The following is a 22,545-nucleotide window of genomic DNA, read 5'->3' on the forward strand; positions in this document are numbered from 1 at the left end:
CTCTGGCGTGGGTCAGTCCTGCGTCACCGACACGAGCCGTCGGTCACGTGCGGCCGCGGCCGCGAGGTCGAACAAGTCGTCTGGTTCGGCCGCTTCGACGGCAGACAACGAGGCGTTCGTCTCGGGGAACGACGGCGCGACACGCTCGCACCCGACGGGAAGCGTCGAGTCGGTGTACGTCCCGAGTGCTCGCGCTTCGTCCACGATTGCCGTCTTGTCGCGCGTGAAGAGCGGCCTGTGGACGGGATAGTCGACGGCGGCCTCTGTGACGGCGATATTCTCGCCGGTCTGACTCGACTTCTGTCCGAGTGATTCGCCGGTCACGATGGAGTGGGCACCTTCGTCCTCGGCGACTTCGGCCGCAATCGCGAGCATCACACGGCGAAGCGAGAGCATTCGGGTATCGTCGATGGTGTCCATCAACCGCTGGACGACGTCGTCGCCGGGGACGACGTGGACGCGTATGTCGAAGTTCGGGGCGCGACGCGCGATAGTTCGGACGGTCTCGATAGCCCGTGCGCGGTGGTCTGCACCGCCGAAGTCACCTAAATCGACATAGACAGGGACGATTTCGCAGCCGCGACGCATCATCTCCCACGTCGCGACGGGCGAGTCGATGCCGCCGGAGATGAGGGCGACTGCTTTTCCTTGCGTGCCGAGCGGCAGCCCACCGGGGCCGTCGAATCGACGGACTGCGACGTAGGCCGCGTCCTCTCGGCACTCGACGCGATACGTCACCGTTGGATTGTCGAGGTCGACGGGTGCGCCGGTCACGTCGACGACGGCAGACCCCGCCTCTCGTGCGATGTCTGGCCCCGAGAAGTCGTGGGCGTCTTTCGGGCCGACGCGGTCTTCGTCGATGGCGAAACTCGCACCGTCCGGATGGTCTGCAGCGAGGTCGCGGCAGACGGCGACTATCTCGTCGAGGTCGGGGTCACAGACGACGCTGGGGCGCGCCCAGACGACGCCCGGGACCTCGGCACACGCGGCGGCAACTGCGTCGGGGTCGTCCGGGTCGCGGACGAGAATCCGCGACCACTCTCGTTCGACCCGACCCGAGAGCGACCGGTCGTCGAGGACTGCTTGCACGTTCTCCCGAAGGCGTTCTTCCATCTTCGCTCGAACGCTCGAACTCTTGGTTCCCACCTCGCCGTATCCGACGAGGACGACGTGCGCCGTCTCGTTCACACGCTCCGTTCTGTGTGGGTACTCTTCAGCGTCTCGCTTCCGGGGGCGGCGAGAGACCTGTGGCTACGTGATACTGCTACGTAACTCAGCTCTCTGCAGAAAAACGGCGTGCGAAGTGCGCGCCCGTCAGAAGGTCGAAAGCTCGCCTTCGATGGTGCGGCGAGTGATGTCCGTCACGTTCGCGAGTTCGCGGTCGATGATTTCGACGACTTCCGCTTCGATGTCGGCGACGGTGACGCCGTCTTCGGTGATGACCTTCGCGTCGGCGACGTGTGGTTCGTCGATGGGACGGCCAATCTGCGAGAGCAGGCGGACCTGCAGGTCGCGGATGCCGTCGACTTCGGCGACGACGGTTTCGGCGATGTGGGTCGAAAGCAGGTTGTAAATCTTCCCGATGTGGTTGACGGGGTTCTTGCCAGAGGTCGCTTCCATGCTCATCGGGCGGTTCGGCGTGATGAGGCCGTTGGCGCGGTTGCCACGGCCGACCGACCCGTCGTCACCCTGCTCGGCGGAGGTGCCAGTCGTCGTCAGGTAGATAGAGCCTTCTTCGTAGTCGTCGGCGGTGTTGACCTCGACGTTGACCTCGCGGTCGGTGTACTCGCCTGCGAGTTCGGTGACGAATTCGCGAACGTCGTCGACGGCGGCGATGTAGTCGTCGATGTCGTCGATGTAGGAGTCGACCATCGCGGCGGCGACGGTGACGTCGATGACGTCGCCTTCGCGCTTGCCCATGAGCTTGATGTCCTGTCCGAGTTCGGGGTGGTCGTCGCCGTAGCGTGCACCGTTGAGGGCGCGCTCCGCTTCGAGGACGATTTGTTCGGTCTCGGTGAGTGGGGCGTGACCGACGCCGAAACTCGTGTCGTTGGCCATCGGGACTTCCTGGGTCTCCTCGCCGAAGACATCCTGGAGGTCACCGGAGCCTTCGCCGAGCTTCACGTCGACGATGATGTCGGTGCCGACGTCGAGTTCGGGAATGTTCTCGTTGAGGTACTCGCGGGCGGCGCGGAGTGCGGCCGAGTCGACGGGGAGCTTCTTTCCGTCGTACTCTTTGGTCGCGCGGCCGACGATGAGCAGATAGATTGGCTCGATGACCTCGCCGCCACCGAAGGCGGGTGCGGCGGTCCCGGCCACGAGTTGTGTCTCGTCGGTGTTGTAGTGGAGCACCTTGCCGACGCGTTCGAGGTAGAGGTTCGAGAGCGCGCGAGAGACGCTCTCGGCGATGCCGTCACAGATAGAGTCGGGATGACCGATTCCCTTCCGCTCGACGATTTCGACCTCCTGATCCTCGACCGCGCGCTTCTCGGCGGATTCGAGGCGGATGTTTCGGTCAGTCATTACGGATACGTTCCCAGTGGGCGGTTCTATAACTTGCGGAAACCTTGCAGTCACTGTGTATTACTACCACGTATCTCCCTCCCGCCGGTGAGGCGGTTCCGCACTGGCGTCACTCCTCGGGCGCACCGAGCAGCATCCCGAGGTAGGACGTTCGAATCTGGTCGTCTGGGTCGAGGCCGAGTGTGTCGAGAACGGCAAATGCCCCCTCGCGCGCATCGTCCACACCGGATTCGACCTCGATTTCGACTTCGACGAACTCGCCGAGGCCGGAGACAGCGTCGAGCGAGACGGTGTAGCCATCGACGGTAAATCGCTCGCGTTCTTTTTCGACCGTCGCGGCGGGTTCGAAGCCGACGGCGGTGCAAATCGTGTCCATCGTGTCGCCGTCTTCGATGCCGGTTTCGTACTCGCGGCGGGTCTTCGAGGACTCGTCGACGAGTGGGCCCTTGTAGGTGATGTTGGTCTCTTCGGAGACGACGTCGCCCGCTTCGTACCGTGACTCGCGCCGAAGTCGGAGCGCTTCGTCAGTCTCGGCGAAGTCCTTGTGTGGTGCGTCGTAGTAGGTGTCCGTCTGTGTGACTCGGTTCACCTGCGTCGCGTCCACCGCTTCGAGTCGCTCCCGGACGACGCTGTGGTCCGCGCGGACCTTGACCTCGACTTCGTACATACTCGCGGCGAGGTGTGACATCGACAAAAGGGTGGCCTCTCTGGGTCACCGTCGAGTGCGTGGTCTGCCCCGCCGAGCGGTGTGGTATCGGGTCTCGTCGGCGCTTCTGGGCCTTCCTCTCCCGGATACGACGCATCTGGAGGTGCACCCACGTCTGCGGCGGGAAACGTGATTCTTAAGGGTCACACGAATCACGTAGCGTGTATGAGCGACGAACAGCAGGCGGAGGCCGAGCAGGTCGATGAAGAGGTCGAGTCCGGTATTCAGGACGGCGACTTCGTTCGCCTCGCATACACGGTTCGAACGGTCGAAGACGGCGACGTCGTCGACACCACGAGTAAAGAAGTGGCCGAAGAGGCCGAAATCGACGTCGAGGGCTACGAGTTCGAGCCTCGCGTCGTCATCATCGGTGCGGGTCACGTCTTCCCCGAAGTCGACGACGCCCTCGTAGGCGCCGAAGTCGGCGACGAAGGCACCGTCGAAATCCCGGCCGCCGACGCGTTCGGCGAGTACGACGACGACGAGGTGCGCACGGTCAGCGCCAACAAGATCAGCGAAGACGACCGCTACCCCGGTGCACAGGTCCAGATCGACGGCGAGCAGGGCCGTCTGGAGACCATCATCGGCGGTCGCGCCCGCGTCAACTTCAACCACCCCCTCGCGGGCAAGGACCTCGAATACGAGTACGAGGTTCTCGACCTCGTCGACGACCGCGAAGAGCAGGCCGCTGGCCTCCTCGGCATGTACCTCCAGCAGGCACCCGAGGTGTGGGTCCAGACGGACGAAGTCGAAGAAGAGCAGGTCGTCGAGTCTGACGACGACGAGGACGAAGACGCAGAGCCTGAGACGGAGACGGTCACCGTCGAGAAGGACACGCTCTACATCGAGGCAACGCCGCAGATGACGATGAACCAGCAGTGGATGTTCTCCAAGCAGCAGATTGCGCAGGACATCATGCAGCGTCTGGACATCGACCGCGTCATCGTCCAAGAGACCATCGAGGGCGGCATGGGCGGTATGGGCGGCCTCGGCGGTATGATGGGCGGCGCCGGCGGTGCCGACATCGAAGAGGCCATCGAGGACGTCGACATCGACGCCGAAGAGCTCGCCGCGGAACTCGACGCGGACGAAGAGTAAGCGAGCACCTCCGCCGCTTCTCGTGAATCGGCGGCTTCTTGATACTCGCCTTCCGACCGCCTCGTAGCTATGGCTTCGTCAGACGCGTCGGCGTTCGAGTCGCTCGACTTCTCCGACGTGACGGTCGCGCTCGTCGCTGGACTCTGTACTGTCGGACTGACGCTGGCGCTGGAGTTCGGCGTCGGTGTCGAAGTTTCGTTCGTCTACCGACTCATCCCGCTCGTCCCGTACTTCGGTTACGTCTTCACGCGCGGTGCGGGCCTCTCTGTTCGCGTGTGGTCGGCGCTCGTCGCGGCCGTCACACTCGCGACGTTTGGTTTCTTCGCGCTCTAAGAACGGCACCGCGACAGTCGGGTTCGCCCCTCGTCGATTCAGGCGATGTCGCGACTGGTGTCGACGGTGACCTGGTCGGCGAGGCGGAGTTTGATGGTCTCGTTGAGGGCCTGCCCGCCACGGAACTTCGGAACCGCGAGTCGGTTTTCTATCTCCGACCCCGCGATTTTCGTATCGAGGTCGAACACGATGTCGGCCATGTGTTCTGTCAGGTCACGGTTCTGCGGGACTGACTCACCTTTGAGGCCGTGGAGGATGGTGAGCCCACGCGTGTTGACCATGTGCGTCTGGAGGCCGTTGAGGAACTTCCGGTAGCGTGGGGCTTCGTTTCGTTCCAGGATGTCGACCACGTCGATGATGAGGTTCGCCCCTTCGGGTAAGTCGCGGACGAGCTTGTTCGCCGTATCCAGTGGGGCATCACCGCCCACGTCGCGGATGGTTGGGTTCCCCGTTGGGCTCATACAGCGGTCGAGCGCGTCGCTGACGGCAACCTCGGAACGGAGGGTCGTAATCCACAGCGTCCCGCGGGTCGTCGTCAACTCGTTCAAGAAGAGCTCTGACTGGCTTGCTGGGTCGGCCGCGAGGAGGACGACACTCCCTGCGGGGATGCCACCGCCGAGTTGACGGTCGAGCACGTCGATACCAGTTGCCAGCCGAGACATACACCAATAAATGAAGGTCAGTCATATTATTAATTACGGCCTAACGTGTCCGAAATCCGACGATACGCGGCTCGAACTGTTGGCTGGGCCAGAACCGGTGAGGACTCAGGTGGAACAGTGCCGAGCACTGGCGCACCGACGAGTTCGGCAACCGAATCGGGGGCGACCCGCGCGCGGGAGACGACACATCCAACGACGGGTGTCCCGAGGGCGCGCGCCATCGCCGCCGTCTTCGCCGCGTCGCGGAGTGCGGGGGCACACAAGGGTGTGACGACGACGACGGCGTCGGCGACGCGGAGTGGGACGACAGCGTCGGGACCTGCACCAGCAGGGCAGTCGACGACAGCGAGATGGGTGTCCGCTGCGACCGACCGAAGCCACTCCTCGAAGGCGCGATCGTCGATACCGGACGGCGGTGAACGCACGGACACTGTCGGGTCGTCCGGGTGCTGTGGGTTCTCAGTGTCCTCATTGTCGCACCGGTCGACACCGGCCATCGCGTGCAAGTTGGGCATGTCTCGGTCCGCATCGACTGCGAGGACGTGGCCGTCGAACGCCCGCGCCAGTCCGAGTGTGGTGGTCGTCTTCCCACTGCCGCCTTTGCCGCTCGCGATTGCCAACATAGCACGGGCTGGTCCCGTGTTCGTATTTGAACCTCCGCCCGGGTGTGAAAACAGTGCAGTCGGCTCCGGTCGACAGCAGCGGAGGACTCGGTTGCTGTTCAGTCGGTGCCGCTCAGTCGTTACAGCAACCGCCTGCTTCCCCGCCGAAGTCGACAGCGAGCGGTTCGGAGATGGCTTCGTTGACCTTCTCGAGTTCGCCGACCATCTCTGCTTGTGCGAGGAGGTACTCCTCCATCACGGGCAGTGAGTGGAGTTCGTCCTGTGCGGCCTGCACCTTCTGGAGGCCCTCTTGTGTCGCCTCGCCCATCTGTCGAGCGACGTTGAACTCCTCGCGGAGTTGGTTGAACTCGGTGATGAGCTCTTGGGCTTCGTCGTCGGCTTCGACCGCTGCCTTCGCCGACTCGTACGCTTCGTACTTCGGGTGGTCGGCGATGGCTTCGCCAAGTTCACGGCCGAGTTCTTCGAGCCGCGTCGTCTGCGTGCTCATACCCGCGGGTTAGGAGTCGAACGGTTTCAACCTGCCGAAGGGGGGCCTATTGGCGGGTTCAGGCGTGCGTTTCGACGAACGAAACGACGGCCGCCAGTTCGTCAGGTCCAACGCCGTGAGGTGCGTCGTACACCTGTGCAGTCACGTCGGCACCGAGTTCACGGAGGCGGTCAGCGGCGTGCTGCGCCCGCGACGCGGGGATAATTCGGTCCATCGACCCCGCTCCGACGAAGACCGGTTTCCCCGCAATCCCGTCGGGTTGGTGAGTGGCGTGAGTCTCGGCGAGGTAGCCGTGGAGCGCCACGACCCACGCGTAGTTTTCGGGGTTCTCGATGAGAAGTGAGAGGCTCGTAATCGCCCCCTGACTGAATCCGAGGAGGCCGATTCGGTCGGGGCCGAGGCCGTACTCGGAAATCGCCGCGTCGATGGATTCGCGGACGAGTTCGCGGGAGCGCTCGAACTGTTCTGTGTGCGGTTGACTCTGGTGGAGTCCGCCGGCCGAGAGGTCGAGTTCGTACCACGTGTAGCCGCCTTGCAAACGGTCAGGAGCGCGGAGGCTCACGACGTGGAGGTGGTCCGGGAAGTGCTGCGTGAGAGAAAGAAGGTCCTGTTCGTTCGACCCACGGCCGTGGAGCAAGACGACGGCGGGTGCCTCCCCGTCGGCCGGTTCTGATGGCTCGACGTAGACGTGTTCGAGTGGAATGTCGGTCATGGACGCCGCTAGGCCGTCGGCGTTCTTGAATCCCCGAGTGACGGGAGGGTAACCGGGTGGGACGACTGTCTCGTGACCGTTTCGACCACCATGCTTCGTCGGATTACGCCTGTTGTCGGATTACGCCTTTCGTCGGCGGACGCCGAGTGTCGCACCGCACCCTTTGCACATCCAGAGGTCGTTCGGTTGGCGGCCAACCATGACTTTGCGACTGTCGACTCTCGTCAGTTCGGGAACTTCCTCACCGCGTTCGAGGTCGTCGGCACCCCTGATGGGTCTCCCACACGCCGGACACTCGGTGAGTTCGTGGTCGTCACTCTCCTCGTGAATGTGTTCTTCGTGCATGTGCTCGTCGTCGTGTGTATTGGTCTCGCTTGACATGGGCAGTATACGACACCCATCAAGTAATGCGCACTGCGGTCTGGTTCAGGTGATGCACGACACCTTCCGGTAGCCTGATTGGCCGGACGCGTCCGGTTTACTCTCTTGGAGAAATGGGTCGTATGTGGGTGTGTGACGCCCAATCGTAGGGAAGCGCCGCCGTTATACCTCTTCATCGGTAAGGGGGCGTCAATGAGTCAGGACGCCTCTTCGGAGGGAGACCTTCGAAACACCGGGATGTCGCTCAAACACGACCGGGAGTGGGACTACGAACTCGAACGAATCATCGACGCCATCGAAGAGCGCGACGCGAAGCGAGTCGGCCTGCAGTTCCCCGAAGGGCTGAAGCGCCGCGGCCCGGCCGTCGCAGACGACCTTCGACAGCTCTGTGACGACGACGTGACGTTCATGCTCTCTGGGCAACCGTGCTACGGTGCCTGCGACCTCGACACCTACCTCATGCGCCGGACCGACGTGTTCGTCCACTTCGGTCACTCGCCGATGAAGGAGTCGGACAAGATTATCTACGTCCCGCTGTTCTCCAACGTCGACCCGTTCCCCATCATGGAGGACGCCTTAGAGGAGATTCAGGGCGACGAGGTGGGCCTCGTCACCACCGCTCAGCACATGAACCGCTTCGACGACATGTGTGATTGGCTCGAAGAGCGCGGCTACACCGTCCAGACCCGCAAGGGTGACGACCGCCTCACCTTCGAAGGGCAGGTTCTCGGGTGCAACTACGCCTCTGCAGACATCCCTGCGGACGACGTGCTCTACGTCGGTGGCGGGAAGTTCCACCCACTCGGCCTCGCGATGGAACACCCCGAGAAGAACGTCGTCATCGCCGACCCCGTCAACAACGTGGTCACCCTCGCCGACACGCGGAAGTTCATGAAACAGCGCTACGCCTCGGTACACAAGGCGATGGACGCCGAGAAGTGGGGCGTCATCTTCTGTACCAAGATTGGGCAGGGCCGCATGGAGATTGCCGAGAAGATTCTCGAAGACAACGACAACGCGTACCTCATCACCATGGACGAAGTGACGCCTGATAGGCTCAGAAACTTCGACATGGACGCGTTCGTCAACACGGGCTGCCCGCGCATCACGACCGACGACGGCCCGCGATTCCACAAGCCGATGCTCACGCCACAGGAGTACCGCATCGCCGTCGGCGACGAACCGCTGGACTCCCTCAAGTTCGACACCTTCCACGGCACGTGGTAATCCCGTTCGACACCGTCCACACGAGACGGTAATCGGGCGTCCACTCTCTGTTCTCACACTCTCTCCCCTCCTCTCCTCTCACCTTTCACGTCTCACTCTCTCATCTCACCCCTCAGCTTTCGCTCTCAATCCTCCCACCCCTCAGTTCTCACTCTCTCCTCCCACCTCGCTCGTCGGCGTCGTCGGGCGGAGCATCTCCCCTCGTGGTCCTGAAAAATAGGCACTATTTGACACGTTCACGGCACGAGTCACCACAACATTCAGGGTACCGGTAGCGAATGACTCAGAAAGATGCCGACGACCCACCTCTCCGTCCTCGGACTCGACGTCCAGCGGGTCGTCACCCCGCTCGAAACTGGTGACTTCGACGCCGACCGGGTTCGTCTGGTCCGTGACGAGGCCGACCCCGAGCAGGGTCGCGACCCGGACGACTGCGCCGCCGGTGCGCAGCGAGCGCGTGCACGCGTCGCACGGACAGTCTCTGAAACACTCTCGACCCGTCTCGACGCCTCTATCGACGAAGCACGACTCCCGTTCAGCGCGTCGTTCGAAACCTTGTACGCCGAGACGACCGACCTCTTGCGTGAGTCGGTCGCTGCTGGCACTGTCGAGGTGAACCTCACGAGCGCCCCGCCACAGGTCGCTGCCGCGTTCTACGCCGCGCGAACCGCACTCGTCGACTCCGGTGCGACCACCCACGACGCGATTACGCTCGTTACGGTTCCTGCGGACGAGCGTCTCGACTTGGCGACCATCTCCGACCTCCGAACGGTTGTGTCCGGCGTCGAGACGGCGACCGCCGCCCTCGACGAGTTCCGTCGCGTCGCGGACGGCCCTGCGGCGGATGCCGTCGCGCGTCCACTTCGAATCGCGCTTTCTGACCTTCGGGCCGCCCTCGCCGACGCGAGTGGTGATTCGAGTGTGAAACGGCGCCGCCGCACCGCGTACGCGAGGGGGTCGAAAGACGACTCTCCGTTGACTTCGATGTCGTCGTACGTCGGTCGTGCCCGCGAACAACTCGCGGACCTCGTCGACGCCGACCAACAGCGCCCGTCGCCAGAAGACACGCGCGACCCGAACGCCGTCCTCGACGCGCTCGACGAGTGGTTGGACGCCGAAATTGGCCTCCTCTCGCCGGTCGAAAACGACCCACACGACCTGCTCGCTCGCTTCCGCGAGAGTTGTGAGGCCCGGTTCGGGAAGTTCCAGGACGACGCGACGATAACCCTGTTCGACACCATCGACCGCTTCGGCGCGCAACTCGACGCCTATCTCGACGCTCGAACACACCTCTCGGAAGCGTCGCTCCCCGTCACCGAGTCGACGACGGAACTCTCACGACAGGCCGACGCAGCGGCAGCGTTGCTCGCACAACTCGAAGACGACGGCATCGCCCAGGGTTCGACGCCGCTCACACTCGCTGGGCATTCACTCACGCCTCTCGGTGACCTCGAAGCAATCGCACTCCACGTGCTGACGACGGGTCCGCCGCGCTCACGCCCCCGTACACGACGCGCGGTCACTGCCGAACTTCGTGAGCGCGCAGAACACCACGGAATCGTCGCAGGCGCACGCGAGGAGGATTCGTGGTCCGCGTTCGACGCGTTCTGTGTCGATATCGCGCGCAACAGCGACGAAGGCGACGCCTTCGAGAAGCGTCTGTCGAACGGCCTTCGCCCCCGTCTCGACGTCGCCGTCGAAGCGCTACTCGCGAACGGATACGTCCAGACGCGACAGCGCGACACCGGTCGAGACGCCCTCGAACCGACCGACGCGGCGCGACTCTGGGCCGAGACGACCGAGTGGGACGAGTTCCGCGAGACAGTCGTCGACGACGTGCTCCGAGACTGCGTCGAACGAGAACTCGACTGACCGGTCTCTCATCCTCTGGTCTCCCTCCTCCTCGTTTTCTCTGTGCGCCGCTCGTGCGCCTACACCTCTCGTTCGATGTACTTGACGGCCTCTTCCGGTGTCTTACACGCCTGATAGCGGTCGAGCGTCCCGAGGTTGTGGGTTCTGATTCCGGCGATTGGGCGGTCGTAGACGTTGCCGAATCCAATCTCTGAGAGTGTTCCACCGGACCCGTCGATAGCGATGACCGCGTCTCCGTTCATCACCACGAGTGCGTTTCTGGCGTGGCCGAGTCCGGTGGCGATGCTGATGTCGACGTACTCGTTCGCTTCGTCTCGGTCTTCTCCCGGGAGGATGCCGATCGTCTCTCCGCCCGCGTTTTTCGCGCCGCGGCAGACGGCCTCCATGGCTCCACCGAGGCCACCACAGACGACGGTGTGGCCACGCTGGGCGAGGAGTCGACCAACGTCCTCTGCAAGTTCTTCGACCGGGTCGGGAACGACGCTTCCACCGACGACACTCACACGCATGGGGTACCTCTGTCGTCGATGGTGGAGAACGTCGTCTCTCCGTCGGTGTTGAGCTTGTTCATGCAGAACAGCACTCCGCCAACGTGTATAAAATCGGGGCCGATTCGACAGACAGCCCGGAGAAAAGCGACGTTATATCAGAAATCGTCCATACGGTATACATCGTCTTGGAGTGGGGAGACTGGTTCCCACGAACCACATGCACGCATCGTTCGGGCCATTGCAGAGAAATCTGCGGTCCGTTTGTGAGGACTTGACATGGTATTCGAAATGACGGGTGCCAGTACTAAATATCTTCTCGGGGGGAGGACCTTATATTTCCAATACTGTTTGGTATACTATTGTGGAATAAATTGACCCGAATCTGCTGTTCTGGCACCGCGGCTCGGTCTGTCGTCTCGTATCGCCGAGAGCGCAACGCTTAGTCCCCTCGCGGAAGGATTCGTGTGCATGACGCGCAGTGATTGGAGCGACTGGCTTCCACGGGCGGTCGAAGCGGCCGACCCCGAGACAGTCGCCATCTGGTATCTGGGTTGTAACGGCTTCGTACTCAAGGGAAGCGAGGGAACGACAGTGTTTATCGACCCGTACGTCGGCATTGGCTCTCCGCCACGGACGGTTCGCATGGTCCCCATCCCGTTCGACCCCGAGGACGTGACCGAGGCCGACGCAGTCCTCGCAACGCACGAACACACTGACCACGTCCACGGCCCGAGTCAGGCACCCATCCTCGAGAACACGGGTGCGACGTTCGTCGCCCCCGACGACTCGCTTTCGGTCGCGTACGACGACGAAGCGTGGTTCGACGACTACGACCTCTCTGACGACCAGTTCGAAGAAGTCACCGAGGGCGACACCGTCGAAATCGGCGAGTTCACCATCCACGTCGAACCCGCGTACGACCCCGACGCGACCCACCCGGTCTCGTACGTCTTCGAACACGAGTCGGGGACGTTCTTCCACGGCGGCGACACCAAGCCCGCAGAGGAGTTCACCGACGTTGGCGAACGGTACGATATCGACCTCGGTGTTCTCGCGTTCGGGACCGTCGGCAACATCGCCGACAAGGAGACGGGCGAACCCGTCCGGACGAAGTGGTACAACGACGAAAACCAGATTATCGAGGCCGCGAGTGACCTCGACCTCGACAGACTCCTGCCGTCACACTGGGATATGTGGAAAGGCATGACGTCGGACCCGAAGGTGCTCCACCACCACGCCAAGAGTTTCGCTGCGCCGCGGTCGCTCGAAATCGTCGAGATTGGCGACCGAGTCGACCTCTAAATCGGCGTTCCCTACTCTGTCGGCATTCGAAGAATGTCACAGATTGAAAAACATCGAATCGACAGGCGGCGTCGAGATTCGGTGTAACTCCCCGGTTGTTTTATAATGTTTGTACTGAAAGTGGCGGCCATGAGCCACGAGCCCGAAGGGGTAATCTCCGTCTCTGATGGTGAGGTCACAGTCGAAAAGACCTTCGCCGCGGACGAGTTCCCCGTTCCTGCGATAAAATTCGTCATCACCTCGACGCGCGACGAAGCGACGCGTGTCCGAGTCATCGACCGAATCCCCGAATCGTTCACGATGGAGAGCGTCGGGTTCCACCCGGACTACGACAGTGAGAACTGGACGGCGTACAAGGACCACCGCGTCGAGTACGAACGGACGCTCGACCCAGACGAAGAAGTCGTCACAGTTTACGGCATTCGCCTGACCGACGGACACCAGCGCGAGGACTTCCTCGAAGAACCGACCCTCGAACGCATCCCAGTCGACAGCGGTATCGACCCGGAAGATATCGACGACATCCTCGGCGAAGACCGAAGCCAACTCGTCCGCGACGTTCTCGCTGGCAACCGCGAACCGCTTCGCGACGGCGTCGAGGACTTCGACGGCCAAATCGACGAGGACGGCGAGTTCGGCGAACCCCCGTCTGACGAGGACCTCGCGGCAGCGTTCGAGAGCGTTGGCGACGAAGAGGACGCGGAACCCGAGGACGAAGTCGATGCCGACGCGGACGACGACGCTGGTGACCAAGAGGCAGAGGCAGACGATGTATCTGAAGAAGACGTCGTCGCGCTCGGCGCGGCCGAGGAAGACGGTGCAGAGATTCTCGGCGAGGAAGACGATGCGGAGGTTCTCGGCGAAGAGGACGATGGAGATGATATCGAACTCCTCGACGAACAAGCAGACGATGCGGAACCGGCCGGCCCACGGAGCGTCGACGAGGACACGACCGCTGCGGTGTCCACTCACGTCGAAGACCCGGTCGAGTCCGGTGACGAGAGCGAAGACGAAGACGTCGCTGCCGAGGTAGACACCGACGACGAACCTGTCGTGGATTCGGACGTCGACGAGTCAGACATCGACGAGTCGACCGCCGAAGAGACCGAAGTCGAGGTCGACGCCGAGGCCGACGAAGACGTCACGTCTGTCGACGCTGACCAGACCGACTCGGACGACACCACAGCGTCCCCCGACGACAGCACCACTGTCGCCGTCGACGCAGACGGTGGTCTCGTCGCGGCCCTCGCCACGGAGATTCGCGAGGGAACCGCCGACGACGAGGACCTCGCTGTCGTCCGAGAGGCCGTCGAAACCGAAGCACGCCGAAGCACCGACGTGCGCGTTCGACGCCTCCAATCGCAGATGGAAGACCTCGCGGCGTACTCTGACGCACTCGCCGACTTTATCGACGAAGAGGGGACGGGCGAAGAACTCATCACGGAGTTCCGCAGTGAGATGGAAGACTTCCGTGCGGACATCGAAGCGCTCGATACGATGGTCGACCAGGCAGTCGTGTCTGTCGACGACGCCGCATCGCGTCTCGACTCGGCCGAAGAGACGCTCGCGACGGTCGACGAACGGAGCGACCGCGTCGAATCGAAGGTCGAAACCGTCGACAGTCGCCTCGACGACCACGACGGTCATTTCGAAGACCTCTCTACCGGACTCGAAGACCACGACAACCGCCTCCACGACCACCACGAACGGTTGGAAGACCACGACAGTCGTATCGACGCCGCGTCGCGCAACATCGACGCTGGTGCCGCGCGCCTCGATTCGGTCGAAGAGACGCTCGCCGAACGGTCCGAGGAACTCGATTCGATTCACGGAACGCTCGACGAACTCGCCGGTCGTATCGACGAGACGGCCGAGCGACTCGACAGCGTCCAAAGCGACACCGAAGATGCGAACCAGACGGTCTCGACGCTCAACGAGGAGATTGGCGAGATTCGAGAAGACATCGCATCCCTCGACGGAGACATCGTCAGCACCCGTGATTCGCTCGAATCACGCCTCGAAGACGTACAGGCTGGCATCGAAGACGCCGCCGCCGAAGAGGAACTCGCGTCGCTCCGCGACGACATCGACGAGCTGAACGACACTGTCGCAGAACTCGACACCTTCCGCGAGCGCCTCGCAGGCGCGTTCGGAACCGGAATGGACGGCCAACCGCAAGACGACGACGAATAGTCGACCCTCGATTTTTCTCGCGAGAGACGTTTTCCCGAAGCGCAACCTGTTTAGCGGGCCACCACGACCATCCGATGATGACAGAGACGGTGCGCGTCGCCGTTCCGCGGAAGGGACGCCCCCTCGAAGCGGTGCTCGAACGGTTCGCCACGACCGACAGCATTGCCGAGGTGGCAGACGAAATCACCTCGACTCTCAGGTACGAGAAGTCGGTCACGAAGGGCCATGCCCATCCGGAACGAGACGTGTACGAACGACTCGCTGATTACAGCGACCTCTCGGACCCCACGTCCCCCGAGTACACACTCTTGCGCGACGACCGAGAGGGGATGCCACGCCGAATCGTCTTCGACAGCGTCTCCTTCGAAATCGACGGCGTGGACATCCATCTCGTCGGCCGCGAAGAGCCGTTTCGCGCCCTCAGAACCCACGAATTTGGCCTCGGATTCGACAGTGCGGACCTCGTTCTCGAAGAGGTCGTCACACTCGAACCCGACGGCATCGGCAGTATCGAGGACGTGAACGCCCGAATCGACCCGATGGACACAGACGTTCGGGTCGTCTCCGGCCTCGGCGATACGGTCTATCACACACTCATGGCCGACCCCGAGATTCTGCCACCGGGTGCGGACCTCGACCGAGATTTCGTCGCCGACTACGCAGGTGACCTCTGTATCTCGCCACGGTACGAACGTCTCGTGGAAGCAGTGCTCGGCACGCGGTGTCTCGACGACGTGTCGTTCGCGTATCCCAGCGAAGGGCCCGAAGAAGAGGCCGCCATCGCAGAAGTCGGTCTCGGCGTCTACCTCACGATGACCGGGTCGACCGCACGCGAACACGGTCTCGTCCTCGGAGAACACCTCTTCCCGAGCGAGACGGTGTTGATGGAGAACGTCGCGGAAGCGACCGACGCCGCCGAGACGGTCAAAGACGCCATCGAGTCGCCCGATTTAGAGACGGAACTTCGGGTCTGAGACGGGACCCACAGCACAGCCGACTCCCACGGATTTTTGGCGACACACAGTGTCGGGTGTGAAACTTTTCTGCTGTAGATACTGTGTCGGAACAGGCGATATGTCGACTCACTCGTCAGAGCGTTTTGTGTCCCCCTCCTGCTCGCTGAACGGGACGGGACAACGGAGGACGATTTGACAGTCACAACTGGTGAACGACCGGCCGACCGCTCCCTGTGGCCGAACCGTTTCCACAGACGTGTCGACGGACGGGTCAGAGTTGTTGATGATGACTTCCTCTCCTGCGAGGTTGGTAATCGTCGTGTTCTCGAGTGAGAGATTCGTCGACCCCAGGACTGCAATACCGACGCTGACGCCCGAGCCGACCGTGTTCGAGACGGTAACCACGTCTGAGTCGATGACAGAGATTCCGATAAGCGAGAGCCACGTCACCTCTGCGTCGTCGATTTGGACGGTCTCAGAACCAATGACGTTGAGGCCATCGTATCCGTTCGTTGTCCGCACTCTGTCGATCGTGACGTTCGTACTGTTCACGACCGAGATTCCGTCTACGGTTTGGTACGTTCGGATGTCCGTGAGAGTCGAATTTTCGACATCTGTGTAGACGACACCGAACACCCAGTTCGTAAGTGAGACGTTTCGTATGGTGACGTTCTGAATGGGTTCTGACCCGTTTTCAGGCGGTCTCACGACTATCGCGGCCGTGCCTTGTTGGAGTGTCCCACTGACGACGTGACCGTTGCCGTCGAACACGACGTCGCTTGCCCTCACTTCGAAGCACGTGTCGGTCTGATTCCGAATCTGTGTCGTGAGGACGTAGCTCCCAGATTCGTCGATGGTCGTACACGACTCGAGTATCTGTGAGTCGCTCGTGTGGTTATCGCTGGACGACGCTGCTGCTGTCCCAACGGCACCACCGAACAGGAACAGCCCGCTTACACTGGACACACTCACGAGAATACAGATGACGAGGACAACGAGACGGTTCTGTGCAGGGCGGAGGGTCCGGATTCTCCGTACAGAGAGCGCGAGTCTAGACAGGAGGCCGAATGAGAATGCGAGTACTGACACGCGGTTATGTTCATTCTCTGTCATCACGAACAGATAGTAGGCGACTATCATATTATCGTCAGTAGGCGATTCTCATCACGCGGGAGTGCCAGTTCAAAGGCAAATAGCGGCGAATATTGGGCTTTCAGATTATGTCAGATATGTCGGACTGTTCCGAAGAAGCAACGTTTTCGCCCAGCTCAACAGCTTGTGTTGTCTTCCTCGCTCGCTGATTTGTGCGCTTGAGCTATCGAAAGACACACCGATTGGATATAGCGACATACAATTCATCAGTCGTGGCTCAGACACCTGATTCACCACTCAGAGTAGTGAATAAATGTTGGATTCGTACGTCTCACGCACTCTATCGCCCCAATTGTGGGTGTACGTGTCGATGATGTCGCCAGCGACGTCGCCGCGGAGATATTTCACGATACCACGGTCACCGGTCCGGTCACGGAGATGGGTCGTGAAGAAGTGCCTGAAGTAGTGGGGTGTAACGTTCTCTTCGCGGTCTCCACCCCTGCGGTACCACCCCGCATCGGCGGCATGCGAGGTCACGATGTGGTGCACTGCGTCCGGTGTCAAGCGCGTTCCCCACCCCGAGGCAGTCCCGACGAACAGCGGTTCTGCGGGTGATTCAGTATCTGGACGAATTGCGAGCCAGCGCAGGAGAACGGTCTCGACTTCGTCGTCGACGGGGACGACCGTCGAGCGTTTTCGCTTGTTCGAGGCCGTCCGCGTCTCACCGTTCGTGACGGTTCCGACGCTCGGTTCAGAGGAGACGTATATCGACGGACCACGCCCATCGAGTGCGGCACGGGTCGATACACTGGCTAGTGGTGTGTCGATGGACAGCGACAGGTCGCGTAAGTCGAGGTTGCACAGTTCGCCGACACGCATCCCGGTCTTGAGGAGGGTAACGACGAGTGCGTGTTCGAGTGGATGGTGGATTTCGCGGACGAACTCCCGCATTTGCGGGACCGAAACCTCCCTTCGGGCGGGGTTGGTGTCGATTTTTTCGTCCATCTCCTCCATCACGAGCCCCATCGGGTTCGAGTCGAAGACGCCGACTTGGGCCATGTAGGCGTAGAATCGGTGCAGATAGGAGGCGTACGTCGCTACCGTGCTGGGTGCGACGGCCCGGTTTCGAAGGGTGTGTATCCAGGCCATGCAGTCGCGGTGACTCGCTTCGTCGACCGACTGTGCGGTTCCAGTGGGGTTCCGAGACGGGTCTCCGAGGAACGATTCGAACGCTCTGAGCACTCGTTCGTAAGCCGCACGGGTCCGGTCGGTCTTCCCGTGATAGGTCATATCTTGGAGGAAATACCCGACTGGATCGTCCACATCTGCCGGTCGCTCAGCGGCCATCGTCCTCAGCTAACGTGTACCCGCCATGTCGTCCACTGTACACAACTCGACCCGACGACTGGAGGTCTTGGAGGGTCGCTTCGAGACGTTCTTCGATGTCGTCGGTCAGCGCCGAGACGAGGTCGTCCCACGAGAGGTGTGAGTCGGCCGCTAACGCCTCGACGACTCGGCCTGTGAATCCTTCGTTAATTCCATCCTCTGTAGATTGATTTGAACTGCCGTTCTGGAGGGCCGTTTCACCCCCATCAACCCCTGGGGTTGTGGCCGTCTCATCACCTCTCTCGGGAACGTCGAAATCGGCGCGACCCGCCTGTACCATCGTTCTGACAAATTCACTCTGACTCATGCCGAGTTGGTCGGCGTGGTCCTTCCAGACCTCCTTCTGGTGGGCCGGTACGTAGGTTTGAACCGTCGCCCGGTCGGCCTCGTCGCTCATGGATGGGTCGACTCGGGGGGCGATATTCAATCTACCGGCACTATCACGAATAAGAGACCTTATCTGAAATTGTGATAGTGGATTTTTGGCAAAAATATCGAGTTATCCTAATTAGTGCACCCCTCAAATTGGCTATTTGCTAGTACAATTCAGGATAAGTATATTCTCTCGATTCGCCCGATTTCGGGCGTTTCGAGCATATCTGAAAATCCACTCAGAATGTGTCCTCTAATAAGGCACAGAATACTCGCCGAGTCATCTCTATTTTGGAACACATGCCGAAATTTGGATGGCTGTTCTCCTCGTGTTTACCCTCGGAGTTGGGGTGCCAAGATATGTCTTCAGCGGGTTCGTTATTTCACCATATTATTCTCTGAATGATTATAAAATCTCGATTTATGATATTTGTGTCGTCGTTCGATACGGCAACAATAGTCGCGTAACTATCTCTAAATTTATCGAAACAATATTTTATTAGTTCAACAGCACCTATTTGTGATTTATATATCGAACACTGACCGATTATACCATAGAACCTGACGACGAAATTTGTCTATAGTTTCCAAGCTCAAATTGACTGGATTCAATGTGTATATATCGATCTCTTGGAGACGAAATATAGTCGTGATTTCCGAAGTCGTTGCCGCCACGTAGAGCAGTGTAGTGTTGTATCGAAACAACACGGTTCTATCTTCACATTTGACCGAGACCGGTCCCCGAAGACTAGTCGGTTTGTCGTACCGATGCAGGCGTCGGCCGACGGTCGCGATCGTTCTGTGCAGCGTTGTTTGGTGGGTACTTCGCCGACGACGAACGTGGTTGAAGCATCTCATTCGCTCGGCGTGAGATGCCGCTCAGTAGCTGTCTCTGGCGTTTCTTCTCCTCGTCGCCAACGTACCTCGAATATCGGAACCGCTCACGCTCTAGGGCGGCCTGAGGAGGTTACTGGCAACCACGACGCGTTGGGGGAGAATGGACTTCGCCGGCCGGTGGCTGTGCAGTCATTGGCGCTGCTGCGTCTGCCCAGCCGCACTCGACCCCTCGAACTCGGTGGGCCTCGGACACAACCTCGTTCGTCGATGTCCTCGATTTTCTTTGGACAGCAGAAACTGCCACTGACTGTATCATCTCCGCTGGTGGCAAACCCATTCGGTCGACTCGCGGGAGTCGACTTGCGTTGACTGCGAGTTTTCTGGTTTCACACCGCAATTTGGTCTGTTCTCTCCGATTTAACACGGTAGCGCTCGTCTGAACCGAGTATTTCGCTGTTCGCCAGCAAACCCATATATCACATTTCGCTATATACAATCGGTAGTGCGCATCGAATCGAAAACTGTCTACTAACTCACCTCTGTAATCCTTCTTCCATCGGCCGAGATGGCCCTCTCACCGTTACACCTCGACCTGTTCAATCAAGCGAGGTCCGTCGTTCGCAGGGCTGTTCACCCGCGTCGAGACCGGATAGGCCGTCAACTCGTCGTCAGGGTACGGGTCGAGGAGCGATGCCGCCTCGTCTGGGTCGCCGTGAAGCCACGTCTCTTCTTCGTCGGGTGCGAGAACGACGGCCATCCGGTTGTGTAACTCCGAGATGAGGTCGTTCGGTTCCGTCGTGACGATGGTAAAGGTCTCCAGTGGTTCTTGCTCGCGTGACGGGTCGCCACTCCCGAAGTCACCGAGTCCAGTCTGTTTTGTCTGCGGCGTCCACCGTTCCCAGAGACCGGCCATGGCGAACGGGCGGTCGTCTTCGAACGCGACGCGATACGGTTGTTTGGAACCGCCGCGGTCGACCCACTCGTAGAACCCATCTGCGGGGACGAGACACCGACGCGACTCGTAGGCGTCGGCGAAACTGCGCTTCTGGCGGACTGTTTCACCACGGGCGTTGATGCGGTCGTTTCCGACCTTCGCGCTGTCGGCCCACGACGGAACGAGGCCCCACTTCAGGAAGCGGAACTCGTCAGGGGCTTCGTTCGTGACCACTGGGAGTTCCTGACTCGGTGCGCAGTTGTAGCGCGCTTCCAGCGGTCGCGTCGGTTCTGCGCCGAACCGTTCTTGGAGGTCTTCAGGAGGCGTAAACAGCGTGTAGCGACCACACATACGTACAGCGTACGCGGGGTGTGGGTAAAACGGCCGCGGCGGGCAGACGACGACGCATTTAGGGTCGCCCCACTCCCCGATACGGTATATGCGAATCGAGAACAGTTTCATTCCCGTCCGTGGGGTGGGCCAACGGACGGAACGAAACCTCTGGGAGTCCGGCGTCACTCATTGGGACGAGTTCGACCCGACACTCGTCGGCGGGAAGACAGCCGACCGAATCGAGTCGTACATCGCAGAAGCGAGTGAGCACCTCGACGACGGAAACTCTCGTTTCTTCGACGACTCGTTCCCCTCCGGTGAGCGGTGGCGACTCTACGAGAACTTCCGCGACGAGACGTGTTTCTTCGACATCGAGACGACCGGTCTGTCGGCCGAACGCGATTCCGTCACCACCGTCTCGTTCTACCGTGACGGCGAAACGACGACGCTCGTCCGCGGCGACACCCTGACCGCAGAGGCGCTCTCCGAGCAGTTCGCCGACGCGAAACTCATCGCGACGTTCAACGGCGCACGGTTCGACGTTCCGTTCCTCGAGACGTCGTTCGACGTCGATATCGACGTTCCACACGTCGACTTGATGTACCCGTGTCGGACACTCGACCTGACCGGCGGCCTGAAACAAATCGAGAAGGACATCGGTATCGACCGCGACCGACCGGATATCTCGGGACGTGACGCGGTCCGACTCTGGCGCGAATACGAACGTGGCGACGACTCCTCGCTCGAAACACTCGTCTCGTACAACCGCGAGGACACGGTCAACCTCGAACGCCTCATGGAGACGGTGACCGAGAAACTTCACCAACGTGCGTGCGAGGGTCTCGATACGACGTTCGTCTGACTCGTCTGCTGAACCAACTGCACACTTCGCGCACGTCGTTCGTACAGAATCACTCCCCTTTTTGCTCCCCCACACCGACCCGGCGCACATGAGCGAGGACTCCGAGGCCGAGGACGCTGGTGCTGACCCCGACGTCGAGGCGGACGAATCGGCCGACGACGTGACTGTCAACGGCGAGTCTCAACAAGCCGCTGACGGCGGAACCGACGAAGACGAGAACGGCTACGGCGACGAAACCGTCCCCCACGTCGAACTCGAACTGTACCAACTGTCGGTCCGCGTCAGCGGACAATCGACCGACGAACTCGAAGACGTCGAGTCGTCTGCGACCCGTCTGATGAACTTCCTCATCGACCAGGCGAAGCAACTCGAAGACCAACCCGACACACGCGGATTGAGCTAATCTCACACACTGTTTTTGGCGAACCTAAAAATTCAAGTCTGACCGTCGGTAATCCCGCACAATGAGTACCTACACGTTCGACGACGTCGCCGTCGTGATGGGAACGTACAACGAAGAACAGGCCATCGGGTCCGTCTTGGCCGACATCGACCGCATCACCGACGGTCGGGCAGAGGTCGTCTGTGTCGACGGCTCGGACGACCGGACACCGCAAATCGCGCGAAAGATGGGTGCCCGCGTCATCGAACAGGAACCACAGGGATACGGTGTCGCCGTCGAGGCCGCCGTTCTCGCACCTGACCGTCCAGTCGTCGTCACGACAGACTGTGACGACACGTACCCGATGGAGTACCTCCCGAAGTTCCTCGACCTCATCAACGAGGGGTACGACGTGGTCTCGGGTGACCGAATCTCGATGGGCGCGGAGACGATGCCTCGACTCAACCGATTCGGGAACATCGCCTTCGCCCGACTCGCGAGCTTCCTCATGGGTGCGACGGTCCACGACACCACGACTGGAATGCGAGCGTATCGCCGTGAACTCCTCCACGATATCGACTGGACCGAGAACACCGGCCTCTCCGCCGAACTCCTCATCCGCCCCGCGATGCGCGGGTACAAGATTGCCGAGGTGCCCATTCCGTACCGCGAACGCGCTGGCGAGACCAAACTCGACCCGTTCGCCGGCGGCGCAGCAATCGCGAAATCCATCGTGAAGGTCTGTCTCGAAGAGCGCAGCATCTTCTGAGACGCCGGCGCA

23 protein-coding genes are annotated in these 22,545 nt (G+C 61.1%); 10 read left to right on the plus strand and 13 right to left on the minus strand.

Translation table 11 applies throughout. The features are described 5' to 3' along the window. Nucleotides 1–12: 12 nt before the first annotated feature. The 3 genes from thiI to cyaB all read right to left on the minus strand — a co-directional run bounded on the left by thiI (nucleotide 13) and on the right by cyaB (nucleotide 3,190). Nucleotides 13–1,188, minus strand: a complete 1,176-nt coding sequence (gene thiI, locus GJR98_RS09930) for a tRNA uracil 4-sulfurtransferase ThiI (protein ID WP_151137867.1) — start codon at nucleotides 1,186–1,188, stop codon at nucleotides 13–15. Between the two features lie 126 nt (nucleotides 1,189–1,314). Next, nucleotides 1,315–2,523: a methionine adenosyltransferase gene (locus GJR98_RS09935; RefSeq protein ID WP_151137870.1), complete on the minus strand. Its 1,209-nt coding sequence runs from the start codon at nucleotides 2,521–2,523 to the stop codon at nucleotides 1,315–1,317. Nucleotides 2,524–2,632: 109 nt separating this feature from the next. Further along, the gene (gene cyaB / locus GJR98_RS09940; RefSeq protein ID WP_151137872.1) at nucleotides 2,633–3,190 is read right to left on the minus strand and encodes a class IV adenylate cyclase; all 558 of its coding nucleotides are present in this window, start codon (nucleotides 3,188–3,190) and stop codon (nucleotides 2,633–2,635) included. A 204-nt stretch (nucleotides 3,191–3,394) separates the two neighbouring features. On the opposite strand from cyaB, the gene GJR98_RS09945 reads away from it, so the two are divergent. Both GJR98_RS09945 and GJR98_RS09950 read left to right on the plus strand, forming a co-directional pair. Further along, entirely contained in the window at nucleotides 3,395–4,327 is a 933-nt protein-coding gene (locus tag GJR98_RS09945; protein ID WP_151137875.1) for an FKBP-type peptidyl-prolyl cis-trans isomerase, read from the plus strand. A 69-nt stretch (nucleotides 4,328–4,396) separates the two neighbouring features. Next, the gene (locus GJR98_RS09950) at nucleotides 4,397–4,660 is read left to right on the plus strand and encodes a hypothetical protein (protein WP_151137877.1); all 264 of its coding nucleotides are present in this window, start codon (nucleotides 4,397–4,399) and stop codon (nucleotides 4,658–4,660) included. 38 nt (nucleotides 4,661–4,698) lie between these two features. Here the strand turns inward: GJR98_RS09950 and GJR98_RS09955 are convergent, their stop codons facing one another. From GJR98_RS09955 to GJR98_RS09975, 5 genes are all read right to left on the minus strand, one after another. Beyond that, nucleotides 4,699–5,322, minus strand: a complete 624-nt coding sequence (locus tag GJR98_RS09955) for an RAD55 family ATPase (RefSeq protein ID WP_151137880.1) — start codon at nucleotides 5,320–5,322, stop codon at nucleotides 4,699–4,701. Nucleotides 5,323–5,351: 29 nt separating this feature from the next. Continuing rightward, complete coding sequence (locus GJR98_RS09960) at nucleotides 5,352–5,945, minus strand: nucleotide-binding protein (protein WP_151137882.1); 594 nt, start codon at nucleotides 5,943–5,945, stop codon at nucleotides 5,352–5,354. Between the two features lie 112 nt (nucleotides 5,946–6,057). Further along, entirely contained in the window at nucleotides 6,058–6,432 is a 375-nt protein-coding gene (locus GJR98_RS09965; RefSeq protein WP_151137885.1) for a YlbF family regulator, read from the minus strand. A gap of 58 nt (nucleotides 6,433–6,490) precedes the next feature. Continuing rightward, nucleotides 6,491–7,144: an alpha/beta hydrolase gene (locus GJR98_RS09970; RefSeq protein WP_151137888.1), complete on the minus strand. Its 654-nt coding sequence runs from the start codon at nucleotides 7,142–7,144 to the stop codon at nucleotides 6,491–6,493. Between the two features lie 120 nt (nucleotides 7,145–7,264). Further along, nucleotides 7,265–7,525, minus strand: a complete 261-nt coding sequence (locus tag GJR98_RS09975) for a hypothetical protein (protein WP_151137890.1) — start codon at nucleotides 7,523–7,525, stop codon at nucleotides 7,265–7,267. A 192-nt stretch (nucleotides 7,526–7,717) separates the two neighbouring features. Here GJR98_RS09975 and dph2 point away from each other — a divergent pair, with 192 nt between their 5' ends. Together dph2 and GJR98_RS09985 are read left to right on the plus strand one after the other, a co-directional pair. Next, the gene (gene dph2 / locus GJR98_RS09980; RefSeq protein WP_151137893.1) at nucleotides 7,718–8,752 is read left to right on the plus strand and encodes a diphthamide biosynthesis enzyme Dph2; all 1,035 of its coding nucleotides are present in this window, start codon (nucleotides 7,718–7,720) and stop codon (nucleotides 8,750–8,752) included. Between the two features lie 291 nt (nucleotides 8,753–9,043). Beyond that, complete coding sequence (locus GJR98_RS09985) at nucleotides 9,044–10,624, plus strand: hypothetical protein (protein WP_151137895.1); 1,581 nt, start codon at nucleotides 9,044–9,046, stop codon at nucleotides 10,622–10,624. 59 nt (nucleotides 10,625–10,683) lie between these two features. Here the strand turns inward: GJR98_RS09985 and GJR98_RS09990 are convergent, their stop codons facing one another. Then, entirely contained in the window at nucleotides 10,684–11,133 is a 450-nt protein-coding gene (locus GJR98_RS09990; protein WP_151137898.1) for a TIGR00725 family protein, read from the minus strand. Nucleotides 11,134–11,583: 450 nt separating this feature from the next. Between GJR98_RS09990 and GJR98_RS09995 the strand changes: the two genes are divergently transcribed. The 3 genes from GJR98_RS09995 (at nucleotide 11,584) to GJR98_RS10005 (ending at nucleotide 15,584) form a co-directional block, all read left to right on the plus strand. After that, nucleotides 11,584–12,417 carry an MBL fold metallo-hydrolase gene (locus GJR98_RS09995; protein ID WP_151137900.1) on the plus strand — a complete coding sequence of 278 codons (834 nt, stop codon included), beginning with the start codon at nucleotides 11,584–11,586 and terminating at the stop codon, nucleotides 12,415–12,417. A gap of 129 nt (nucleotides 12,418–12,546) precedes the next feature. Then, nucleotides 12,547–14,610, plus strand: a complete 2,064-nt coding sequence (locus GJR98_RS10000; protein ID WP_225316393.1) for a hypothetical protein — start codon at nucleotides 12,547–12,549, stop codon at nucleotides 14,608–14,610. Between the two features lie 77 nt (nucleotides 14,611–14,687). Next, the gene (locus tag GJR98_RS10005) at nucleotides 14,688–15,584 is read left to right on the plus strand and encodes a hypothetical protein (RefSeq protein WP_151137905.1); all 897 of its coding nucleotides are present in this window, start codon (nucleotides 14,688–14,690) and stop codon (nucleotides 15,582–15,584) included. Between the two features lie 108 nt (nucleotides 15,585–15,692). Here the strand turns inward: GJR98_RS10005 and GJR98_RS10010 are convergent, their stop codons facing one another. The 4 genes from GJR98_RS10010 to GJR98_RS10025 form a co-directional block, all read right to left on the minus strand. Next, nucleotides 15,693–16,532 carry a right-handed parallel beta-helix repeat-containing protein gene (locus GJR98_RS10010; protein WP_191965446.1) on the minus strand — a complete coding sequence of 280 codons (840 nt, stop codon included), beginning with the start codon at nucleotides 16,530–16,532 and terminating at the stop codon, nucleotides 15,693–15,695. Between the two features lie 423 nt (nucleotides 16,533–16,955). Next, on the minus strand, nucleotides 16,956–18,005 hold the full coding sequence (locus tag GJR98_RS10015) for a tyrosine-type recombinase/integrase (protein WP_151137910.1): 1,050 nt from the start codon (nucleotides 18,003–18,005) through the stop codon (nucleotides 16,956–16,958). Further along, nucleotides 17,995–18,441, minus strand: a complete 447-nt coding sequence (locus tag GJR98_RS10020; protein ID WP_151137912.1) for a DUF5805 domain-containing protein — start codon at nucleotides 18,439–18,441, stop codon at nucleotides 17,995–17,997. Before GJR98_RS10020 ends, GJR98_RS10015 begins: the two co-directional genes overlap by 11 nt. A 1,392-nt stretch (nucleotides 18,442–19,833) precedes the next feature. Then, nucleotides 19,834–20,538: an SOS response-associated peptidase gene (locus GJR98_RS10025; RefSeq protein ID WP_151137915.1), complete on the minus strand. Its 705-nt coding sequence runs from the start codon at nucleotides 20,536–20,538 to the stop codon at nucleotides 19,834–19,836. An 88-nt stretch (nucleotides 20,539–20,626) separates the two neighbouring features. On the opposite strand from GJR98_RS10025, the gene GJR98_RS10030 reads away from it, so the two are divergent. The 3 genes from GJR98_RS10030 to GJR98_RS10040 all read left to right on the plus strand — a co-directional run bounded on the left by GJR98_RS10030 (nucleotide 20,627) and on the right by GJR98_RS10040 (nucleotide 22,533). Next, complete coding sequence (locus GJR98_RS10030; protein ID WP_151137917.1) at nucleotides 20,627–21,382, plus strand: ribonuclease H-like domain-containing protein; 756 nt, start codon at nucleotides 20,627–20,629, stop codon at nucleotides 21,380–21,382. Between the two features lie 88 nt (nucleotides 21,383–21,470). Beyond that, on the plus strand, nucleotides 21,471–21,785 hold the full coding sequence (locus GJR98_RS10035; protein ID WP_151137919.1) for a hypothetical protein: 315 nt from the start codon (nucleotides 21,471–21,473) through the stop codon (nucleotides 21,783–21,785). Nucleotides 21,786–21,846: 61 nt separating this feature from the next. Then, nucleotides 21,847–22,533, plus strand: coding sequence for a dolichyl-phosphate hexose transferase (locus tag GJR98_RS10040; RefSeq protein WP_151137922.1), 687 nt, complete (start codon nucleotides 21,847–21,849; stop codon nucleotides 22,531–22,533). Nucleotides 22,534–22,545: the final 12 nt, after the last annotated feature.

The organism is Haloferax marinisediminis, from assembly GCF_009674585.1.
Classification (GTDB): Archaea; Halobacteriota; Halobacteria; order Halobacteriales; family Haloferacaceae; genus Haloferax; species Haloferax marinisediminis.